At 62.2% G+C, this 2,631-nt stretch carries 2 protein-coding genes; both read right to left on the bottom strand.

The features are described 5' to 3' along the window. Positions 1 to 199: 199 nt before the first annotated feature. Positions 200 to 1,000 (bottom strand): IS21-like element helper ATPase IstB, encoded by an 801-nt coding sequence (istB, locus tag KHO33_RS41735; protein ID WP_200568550.1) that lies wholly within the window; start codon positions 998 to 1,000, stop codon positions 200 to 202. Further along, on the bottom strand, positions 993 to 2,516 hold the full coding sequence (gene istA / locus KHO33_RS41740) for an IS21 family transposase (protein ID WP_200568551.1): 1,524 nt from the start codon (positions 2,514 to 2,516) through the stop codon (positions 993 to 995). The genes istB and istA overlap by 8 nt, the downstream gene beginning before the upstream one ends. Positions 2,517 to 2,631: the final 115 nt, after the last annotated feature.

Genomic DNA, 2,631 nt, shown 5'->3' on the forward strand with positions numbered 1-2,631 from the left:
TGTCCGCGCCGAGTGAATTTTGAGCCACCGCGCCGACCGAGCTTTGAGCCGGGGTGGAGACCGGTCTGAAGAAGGACCGGTTGTGGATAAGTGTATGGGTTTCGGAAGTGCTTGTCCTCCTTCGTATGAGGATGTATTGCGCAGTGGAAGCTTCGAAGGGCGTAGCCCTTAGCGGGTTCCACTGCGCGGCAAGCGACGATCAGGCCAATTCGTTCGCGCTCGCACCGTCGGCTCTGCGCGCTGCTTCACGCGACCGGATGCGCTTTTTTGCACTGGCACTGCTATGGCGGAAACGGTAGCTTTCGTTGCCGGTTTCCACGATGTGGCAGTGATGCGTCAGACGGTCCAGCAATGCCGTGGTCATCTTCGCGTCGCCGAACACACTGGACCATTCGGCGAAGTCCAGATTCGTTGTCACCGCAACGCTTGTATGTTCGTACAGGCGACTCAGCAGGTGGAATAGCAACGCTCCGCCGGCCTGGCTGAAGGGCAGATATCCGAGTTCGTCCAGAATGACCAGGTCGAGGCGCAGCAGGCTCGCCGCGATTCTCCCGGCGCGTCCCTGCGCTTTCTCCTGCTCCAGTGCGTTGGCCAGATCCACGGTCGAGTAGAAACGCACCCGCTTGCCGTGATGCATGATGCCGGACACGCCTATGGCGGTCGCCAGATGCGTCTTGCCCGAGCCCGGGCCGCCGACCAGAACCAGGTTGTGCGCGCCCTCGGTGAACGTCATGCCGGCCAGTTGCGTGACGAGCTGGCGGTCGACCGGCGAGCCATCGAAGTCGAAGCCCGCGATGTCGCGATGCACCGGGAACTTCGCCGCGTTCATCTGGTGGCTGACCGAACGCACGGCCCGATCCGCGACCTCGGCCTGCAACAGCCGTTCGAGCAGCCATTGCGAAGACGCCGCCTCGACATTCACCTGTTCGAGCAGTTCGGCCCAGCCGGCAGCCATGCCGTGCAGCCGCAAGTGTTTGAGTTCGACAATCAGATCACGCATGACCGGCCTCCGGCTGTTGCAGCGCCGGGCGCAGTCCGTCGTAGCGCGATGTGTCGGCCAGCGGCGGTGTCGTCAGTTGTAGCGCAGTTTCGATATTCGGCGGCATCTGCACGCTGCGCATGCGCGACAGCACGTTCACCACATGCTCGACGCTCACGCGCCCGGAAGGCGGCGCCTGCTCCAATGCAAGCTCGACTGCAACCACTATGGCATCCAGACCGCTTTCCGGGACCAGTGCCAGAACCTTCGCCATTACCCGGTCACCACCTGGCTCGCGTAGTAACGCCCGACGCAGGCGTTGCAGCGGCTCCGGCATATCCTGGAACGGCGCGCCGTTGCGCAGCGCGCCGGGCTTGCGCTGGATCAGCGGGATGTAATGCTGCCAGTCGTATCGCACCAGTCCTTCGTCGGCCAGTCGATCGTGTTCGGCCACCACCGCGTCGTCGCCCACCACCACAACACGGCCAGGATAAAGCCGCGTGCTGAGCATCTGGCCTGCGAATTCGCATGGCACCGAGTAGCGGTTTCGGCCAATCACCACCAGGCAGGTCGACGACACCCGTGCTGCGCGCTCAACATAACCGTCAAACGGTGTCGGCATCGGCATCAGATGGGCGCGCTCCTGCTCGAACACGTCGGCAACACTCAGGTCCCGATAGTCCGGGTGCTTCACCTGCTCCCACAACGACCGGCATCGGGTTGCCAGCCACGCATTCAGTTCGGAGATACTGCCGAAGCGTTGCGCACGCGCGTCAATCCAGATACGCCGGCGGCTGTCCTGCACGTTCTTCTCGACGACGCCTTTCTCCCAGCCGCTGGCCACATTGCAGAAGTCCGCATCGAACAGGTAGTGCGAACACATCACTGCGAAACGCGGATTGACCGTGCGGCCCTTGCCTTTGTGGACCTTGTCGACCGCCGTCTTCATGTTGTCGTAGATGCCACGACGGGCCACCCCGCCGAAGGCCGTGAACGAGCGCGTATGGGCGTCGAACAGCATCTCGTGACCCTGGCTCGGATAGGCCACGAGCCAGAACGCCCGCGACGCGCACAGCTTCATGTGCGACACCTGCAGCTTGCGGTAAATGCCGCCGACAACCAGTCCTTCCTCGGACCAGTCAAACTGGAATGCCTCGCCCAGCTCGAATCGCAACGGCACAAACGCCAACTTCGAAACCGCCTTGCCTTCGCTTTGCCGCCAGCCCCGGATGAAATCGGTGACCCGCGAGTAGCAGCCGTCGTAGCCGCTGCCCTTGATCTCCTGGAACAGCATCCAGGCGGTGCGCCGCTCCCTCTTCGGTCGCCGCGCGTCGACACTGAGCGCCTGCACCAACGCCTCATGAAACGGCGTCAACCGGGTCGGCTGGGAGCGCCGCTGATACTTCGGCTCCTCCTGAATCTCCATGTTCAGATATTTAGTAATCGTGTTGCGAGACAGGCTTGTGAGACGCGCTATCTCGCGTACCGACTTGTTCTGGCGGTGGAACATCCGCCGCACCTTGCCAATCATCGTCATCGGGATCATCCCCAAACACCCTGCCTGAAAAACTAGCAGGATAGGTTGATTGCCCGGCTCAGTTTTCAGTCGGCGCGATCCCTACATGTGGCTGAATTTTCGGTCGGCGTAAACA

Origin of the sequence: Paraburkholderia nemoris (assembly GCF_905221015.1) — a bacterium.
Classification (GTDB): domain Bacteria; phylum Pseudomonadota; class Gammaproteobacteria; order Burkholderiales; family Burkholderiaceae; genus Paraburkholderia; species Paraburkholderia nemoris.

What these genes read in the sequence shown, in the direction of transcription:
- istB (WP_200568550.1), bottom strand. Translation starts at nt 1,000, where the DNA reads ATGCGTGATCTGATTGTCGAACTCAAACACTTGCGGCTGCACGGCATG.
- istA (WP_200568551.1), bottom strand. Translation starts at nt 2,516, where the DNA reads ATGACGATGATTGGCAAGGTGCGGCGGATGTTCCACCGCCAGAACAAG.